Source organism: Amycolatopsis sp. NPDC004378 (assembly GCF_053602455.1).
This window is the reverse complement of sequence record NZ_JBSGDR010000018.1, coordinates 156928-163234: the sequence shown is the minus strand read 5'-3', so window position 1 is coordinate 163234 and position 6307 is coordinate 156928. Positions and strand designations below refer to the sequence as shown.

The 6307-nt window shown below is 71.8% G+C and carries 7 protein-coding genes; 6 read left to right on the top strand and 1 reads right to left on the bottom strand.

The annotated features are described in order from the left end of the window. Positions 1-82 precede the first annotated feature (82 nt). Positions 83-1585, bottom strand: coding sequence for an alpha/beta hydrolase (locus ACWEN0_RS37415; RefSeq protein WP_451984459.1), 1503 nt, complete (start codon positions 1583-1585; stop codon positions 83-85). A 181-nt stretch (positions 1586-1766) separates the two neighbouring features. Here ACWEN0_RS37415 and ACWEN0_RS37410 point away from each other — a divergent pair, with 181 nt between their 5' ends. From ACWEN0_RS37410 to ACWEN0_RS37385, 6 genes are all read left to right on the top strand, one after another. Further along, positions 1767-2162 (top strand): GntR family transcriptional regulator, encoded by a 396-nt coding sequence (locus ACWEN0_RS37410; protein WP_451984457.1) that lies wholly within the window; start codon positions 1767-1769, stop codon positions 2160-2162. Next, positions 2159-3037 (top strand): ABC transporter ATP-binding protein, encoded by an 879-nt coding sequence (locus ACWEN0_RS37405; protein WP_451984455.1) that lies wholly within the window; start codon positions 2159-2161, stop codon positions 3035-3037. Before ACWEN0_RS37410 ends, ACWEN0_RS37405 begins: the two co-directional genes overlap by 4 nt. Next, the gene (locus ACWEN0_RS37400) at positions 3034-4011 is read left to right on the top strand and encodes a transporter (protein ID WP_451984453.1); all 978 of its coding nucleotides are present in this window, start codon (positions 3034-3036) and stop codon (positions 4009-4011) included. Before ACWEN0_RS37405 ends, ACWEN0_RS37400 begins: the two co-directional genes overlap by 4 nt. A gap of 21 nt (positions 4012-4032) precedes the next feature. Next, positions 4033-4836 (top strand): hypothetical protein, encoded by an 804-nt coding sequence (locus ACWEN0_RS37395; RefSeq protein ID WP_451984451.1) that lies wholly within the window; start codon positions 4033-4035, stop codon positions 4834-4836. Then, entirely contained in the window at positions 4836-5846 is a 1011-nt protein-coding gene (locus tag ACWEN0_RS37390; RefSeq protein WP_451984449.1) for an alpha/beta hydrolase family protein, read from the top strand. Before ACWEN0_RS37395 ends, ACWEN0_RS37390 begins: the two co-directional genes overlap by 1 nt. Positions 5847-5923: 77 nt before the next feature. Next, positions 5924-6286, top strand: coding sequence for a DUF5313 family protein (locus tag ACWEN0_RS37385; protein WP_451984447.1), 363 nt, complete (start codon positions 5924-5926; stop codon positions 6284-6286). Positions 6287-6307: the final 21 nt, after the last annotated feature.

Below are 6307 nucleotides of genomic sequence, written 5' to 3'. Positions count from 1 at the left end.
CGGGGGGCCCCCAAACCGCCCCCCGGGCTGCCGGGGCCCCCCGGGGGGGCGCCCCCCCCCCGCCACCCCCCCGCCCCCGGCTTCACGCGAACGGGCTCGCGTCGATCGCGCAGGTCTTGCCGGCGGCCGGGAACGTCCCCGAGATCAGGTAGTCCCGCTTGACCTGCTCGGTGCACGTGCTCGGCACGTACATCGACGAGTGTCCGTAGCCTTCGGTCACGAACACGCGCGCCCGCGCCAGTTCCGCGGCGCCGTCGCGGGCGCCGGGCAGCGGCGTCGACGGGTCGTAGCGGTTGTTCAGCACCAGGATCTCCGCCGACGTCGGGCGGTTCCACGGGCCGGTGTAGCGGTCGGTGTCCTTGGCCTGCCAGAATGCGCAGCTCATCATGTCCAGCACCGCGATCCGGCCGAAGTACGGCACGCGCCGGTCTTCCGACTCGGCGTAGCGGCTGTAGATGGCCGGGTCGGCCGGGACATCGCTGTCACTGCACTGGATCGCGTTGAACGCCTCGGTGCGGTTCGAGGTGTACGGCTCGCCCGCCTTGGACGCCGCCGCGGTGCGGGGCGCGTCGTACAGGCGCTGCAGCAGCGACGCGATGTCCGGCCAGCCGCGCGAGTCGGACAGGTCGCCCGCCGCGTTGATGATGCCCGAGTACGTCCAGGTCTCGCCGTCGACGGTGATCGGCGCCTGCTTGGCGCGGGCGGTGATCGCGGCCCACTTCGCCTTCGGGTCGCCGGAGGAGAAGGCGCACTTCGGGCCGGCTTCCGCGCACAGGCGCAGGAACTGGCCGAACGTCTGCGAGATGCCGGTGGCGACGTCCTGGCGGGTGTCGAGCGGGACGGTCTTGCCGGTGCCGTCGTGGCCGGTGGCGTTGCCGGCGAAGTCCATGGTGCCGTCGAAGACCATCGCGCGGATGCGGTCCGGGAACAGGTTGGCGTAGGTCGCGCCGAGCTGTGTCCCGTAGGAAATGCCGTGGTAGGTCAGCTTCGCGTCACCGACCGCGCGGCGCAGGAGTTCGAGGTCCCGCGCGGTGTCGGCCGTCGAGACGTGCTCGAGGATCGGACCGGCCTCGGCCGAGCAGCGGTCGGCGAGCTCCTTCGACTTGGCGTAGAAAGCCGCGTTGCCGCTCGGGTCGCCGGGCATCTCCGGGAACGAGCCGAAGAACGACTCCTGCTCCGCGAGCGAGTCGAAGCACCGGACGGCGGTGCTGTTCCCGATCCCGCGCGGGTCCCACGAGACGACGTCGAACCGGGCGCGCAACTGGTCGGAGAACAGCCACGGCCACTTGCCGCGCTCACGCAGCCGCTGCAGGCCGGACGCGCCGGGCCCGCCGAAGTTGACGAACAGGGTGCCGATCCTGTGCGCGGGATCGGTGGCCGGCAGCTTGATGAGCGCGAGGGCGATCTTCGCGCCGGCGGGCCGGCCGTAGTCCAGCGGCACGGCCGCGGTGGCGCACCGGAAGCCGTCCTGGCAGTCGGACCAGCTCAGTTCGGGTGCCGGGACGCTGTCGGCCGAAGCCGACGCGACGGCCGGCCCGGCCACGACGGCCGTCGACGCCCCGAGTGCGACGACCAGCGCACGCACTCCCCCAGTAAGACGACGCACGAACAGTCCTTTCGACGAAGGAAAACGATCACCCCGGCAGACGCCGGACGGCCGCCGAGGTTCCACCGGCTGTTCGCGAACAGTCCCGGGACGGTTCCCACTGGCGCCCACTTGCGCCACTTAGCTATAGTACTAGGCAACTAGTTAAACGGAGTTGCCGATGATCGAGTTCACGCTCGACGCCCGGTCCGGGCTGTCGCCGTACCAGCAGCTGGTGCAGCAGGTGCGGCACACCCTCCGGCTGGGCCTGCTCGAAGTGGGAGACCAGCTCCCGAAGGTCAAGGACGTGGTCGCGGACCTCGCGATCAACCCGAACACCGTGCTGAAGGCCTATCGCGAGCTGGAGCACGACGGGCTCGTCTCGGCCCGCCCCGGCGTCGGCACGTTCGTGACCGCGACGCTCAACGGCGCGGCGTCGTTCGCCGTGCTCGGGCCGCTGCGCCAGGACCTGCACCGCTGGTTGGCGAAGGCCCGCAAGGCCGGTCTCGACGAGGAGAGCATCGAGGCCCTGCTGATGTCCACGTTTCGCGACGCCGCCAGAGAGGACATAGCGTGACCGTCCTGCGTGCCCGGGGACTGGGCAGGAAGTACCGGCGCAAGTGGGCGTTGACCGGCTGCACCCTGGAGATCGAAGCCGGCCACGTCACCGGGCTCGTCGGCCCCAACGGCGCCGGCAAGTCGACCCTGCTCGACATCGCCTCCGGCATGCTGGAGCCGACGACCGGCAGCATCGAGGTCTGCGGCGGGATTCCCGGCAGTGGCCCGGAGCAGCTCGCGAAGGTCGGGTACGTCGCGCAGAGCACGCCCGTCTACTCCGGACTGTCCATCGAGGAGCACTTGCGGCTCGGCGCACACCTCAACCCGCGCTGGGACAGCGCGCTCGCCGAGAAGCGGATCGAACGGCTCGGGCTCGACCCGAAGCAGCACGCCGGGAAGCTGTCCGGCGGGCAGCGCGCGCAGCTCGCGCTCACCCTCGGCATCGCCAAGCGGCCCGAGCTGCTGCTGCTCGACGAGCCGGTCGCCGCGCTGGACCCGTTGGCACGCCGGGAGTTCCTCCAGGACCTGATGGCGGCCGTCGCCGAGCACGGGCTGTCCGTCGTGATGTCGTCGCACCTGGTCAACGACCTCGAGCGCGTCTGCGACCACCTCGTCGTGCTGGTCGACTCGCAGGTCCGCGTGCTCGGCGACGTCGAAGACCTGCTCGCCACGCACCACCGGCTGACCGGCGCGCGCCGTGACCTCGACTCGCTGCCGGCGGACCAGCACGTCGTGTCGGCGAAGCACACCGACCGCCAGACCACCGTGTTCGTCCGCACCGAGGCGCCGATCCTCGACCCCGCCTGGACCGTCGGGCGGATCGGCCTGGAAGACCTGGTCCTCGAGTACATGAGCAACCCCGCCGCCCGTCCCGCCCTGGAGGTTCTGAGATGACCTGGCTCACCTGGCGCCAGTTCCGCATTCCCGCGTTGTCCGTGTTCGCGGCGCTGATCGTGATCGGCGTCGTCCTCGCGATCACCGGGCCGGAACTGGTCGGGCGCACCAGCTTCTCCGACCAGGACGTCCTCTTCAGCGGGACGATCCTGGTGCTGTACCTGCTGCCCGCGGTGATCGGCGTGTTCTGGGGCGTCCCGATGATCACCCGCGAGCTGGAGTCCGGCACGCACAGCCTCGTCTGGAACCAGACCGTCACGCGCAAGCGGTGGCTCACCACCAAGCTCGGGTTCGGCCTGCTCGTCGCGATGGTCGCGGGCGCGCTGCTGAGCATCGCGGTGTCGTGGTGGGCGAGCCCGATCGACGCGCTCGCGGCGCGGCAGACCGACCGCGGGATGCTCTCGCGCATCGCGCCGGTGGTGTTCGGTGCGCGCGGCATCGTCCCGATCGGCTACGCGGCCTTCGCGCTCGTCCTCGGCGTCGCGGTCGGGATGCTGCTGAAGCGGACGGTGGCCGCGATGGCCGTCACGCTCGTCGCGCTCGTCGCCGTGCTGCTCGTCGTGCCGAACTTCGTGCGGCCGTACCTGCTGCCGCCGCAGCGGCTGACGGTGGCGATCGGCGACAACATCACGAACATCACCGGCAACCCGTCCGGCGTGCAGGAGATCGGCGTGCGCACCCCGGCCGGCGCGTGGGTGCTGGCGAACGAAACCGTCGACCCCGCCGGGAACGTGGCCGACCCGCTGCCGGACTTCGTGCGGAACTGCGTGCCGCCGCCGGGCGGTCCCATGCCGGAGCGCGGCCCCGCCGAACGGTGCATCGCGCAGCTGAGCGCCCACGGCTACCAGCAGCGCCTGACCTACCAGCCCGGCTCGCGGTTCTGGCCGCTGCAGTCGCTCGAACTCGCGCTCTACCTCGCCATGACGGCCCTGCTCACCTGGTTCTGCTTCCGGCGCGTCCGCCACCTGTCCTGACCCGATTCCACTGGGGGAATCATGCGCACTCTCGCGGTAGCCACCGCCTTGCCCCTCACGCTGACCGCGTCGCCCGCTTCGGCGAGCACGACGCCATCCCTGCCCCGCCCGACCGGCCACGAGCCCGTCGGCGTCACCGCACTGTCCCTCAAGGACACTTCGCGGCCCGATCCCTGGGTGCCGACGGTGCCCTACCGGGAGCTGATGGTCTCCGTCTTCTGCCCGGCGACCTCGGCGCACGGGCCGGCCAAGCAGTACATGACCCCGCTCGACGACCAGCCCGGGTTCGGGGAGAAGCTCGCGCAGGTCCGCTCGAAGGACACGTCGTTCGTGCTCGACTCGCTGGAGCACAGCAGGTGGGGCACGCTGATCGACCCGCGGCGCATCGGCGTGACCGGGCACTCCGCGGGCGGCGCGATCACCACGCAGGCCATGCCGGCCGACCGCCGGATCCGCGCGAGCGCCGACATCGACGGCAGCATCCACGTCCCGCTCCCGGCGTCCGGGCCGGCGCGGCCGTTCCTGTTCCTGGGCAGCATGGCCAACTGCACGCCCGGGCAGCCCGGCCCTTACGGCGACTGGGAAACCGACTGGACGCACCTGACCGGGTGGAAGCGCCGGCTCATGGTTTCGGGCACGGTGCACAGCTCGTTCACCGACCTCGGCGTGCTCGTGGCTCAGCTGGGCGTCGACATCGGCGCCTACCGCGCGCTGGCCGTCACGCGGAACTACGTAGGCGCTTTCTTCGACCAGAACCTGCGCTGCCGCCCGCAACCGCTGCTCGCCGCACCCTCGCCCGCCTACCCGGAAGTGACGTTCATCTGATGACGACGTCGGCGCCCTCCCTGCCCGCGCCGACCGGGGACCACCCGGTGGGCAGCACGCCGGTGCACCTGAAGGACCCCTCGCGACCCGACCCGTGGGTGCCGTCGGTGCCCTGCCGCGAGCTGATGGTGTCGCTGTTCTACCCGGCGGAGTCTTCGCGCGGGCCGAAGACGCAGTACCTGACCGCGGCCGAATCGGCCGCGCTGCTGCAGGACAGCGGCCTGGACGTGGCGCCGGACCTGCTCACGCGGACGGTGACGAACTCCGTGGCCGGCGCGCGGCCGGCGGGGTCGCACCTGCCGCTCGTGGTGCTGTCGCCCGGCTACACCAAGCCGCGCGCGACGCTCACCGCGCTGGCCGAGGACCTGGCGAGCCACGGGTACGCCGTCGCGGCCGTCGGGCACACCTACGAGAACGCCGGCCAGAGCTTCCCCGACGGGCGGTTCGCGGGGTGCGCGTCCCGCGAGGTGCCGCACGACCTGGCGTTCTGGCGGAAGCTGGAGCGGGGCCGGTCCGCCGACGTGTCGTTCGTGCTGGACGCGCTGACGCGGTCGCCGCTGGTCGACGCGTCGCGGATCGGCATGGCGGGGCATTCGGTCGGCGGCGCGAGCACACTGCCGAGCATGGTCGCCGACGCGCGGATCAAGGCCGGGACGGACATCGACGGCACGACCCACGTCGGCCTGACCCCGCCCGGGCTGGCGCGGCCGTTCATGTTCCTGGGCCACCAGCTCGCGGGCGCGCCGGACGAGTCGTGGGAACGGGACTGGGCACAACTGACGGGCTGGAAGCGCTGGGCCGAGGTGGCGGGCGCGCGGCACGCGTCGTTCACGGACGTGGGCCTGGCCGGCGACGAACTGGGCGTCGGCTTCGGCGCCACGACGTCCGCCGTGCGGACGCAGGAGATCACGCGGACGTACGTGACCGCGTTCTTCGACCGGCACCTGCGGGGCGAGCCACGGCCGGTGCTCGACGAGCCGGCGTACCCGGAAGTCTCGTTCCGCCCCTGAGCGTGGCGGAAGCGGCAGTGCTGGGGGTTGCCGCTTCCGCCCGCATGACCCCGCTCCGGCGTGGGTACCCGTCAAGCATGCTTCGGCCCAACCCGATGCAGTGGCTCGGTTACGTCTACGGCCGCCGGCTGCCGGACGCCTACCGGGAATGGGTGCTGCACGACGCGACCGCGAAGACGTGGGTGCTCCGGTTCGCCTTCCGGATCGTCGTGGAGGCTTTGCCGTGGCTGATCGCGGCGTTCGTGCTGGCGACGCTCTTCACGCCACTCCCGACGAGCGCGGTCATCGCGGCGCTGGTGCTGAGCCTCGGCCTCAGCCTGTTCTTCACGCTGACCAGCGCGGACGAGCTGGCCGAAGTCCGCCTGACCAAGCACGGCTTCCCCCGCGGCACGGGCAAGGAGATCCGCCGCCGCCGGACGGGCTCCGGTTCGTGGCCGTGAGCCCGCCGTCACGCTCGGGTT

Coding starts and splice junctions, on each gene's coding strand:
- ACWEN0_RS37410 (WP_451984457.1), top strand. CDS start 1,767: ATGATCGAGTTCACGCTCGACGCCCGGTCCGGGCTGTCGCCGTACCAG.
- ACWEN0_RS37395 (WP_451984451.1), top strand. CDS start 4,033: ATGCGCACTCTCGCGGTAGCCACCGCCTTGCCCCTCACGCTGACCGCG.
- ACWEN0_RS37390 (WP_451984449.1), top strand. CDS start 4,836: ATGACGACGTCGGCGCCCTCCCTGCCCGCGCCGACCGGGGACCACCCG.
- ACWEN0_RS37400 (WP_451984453.1), top strand. CDS start 3,034: ATGACCTGGCTCACCTGGCGCCAGTTCCGCATTCCCGCGTTGTCCGTG.
- ACWEN0_RS37385 (WP_451984447.1), top strand. CDS start 5,924: ATGCTTCGGCCCAACCCGATGCAGTGGCTCGGTTACGTCTACGGCCGC.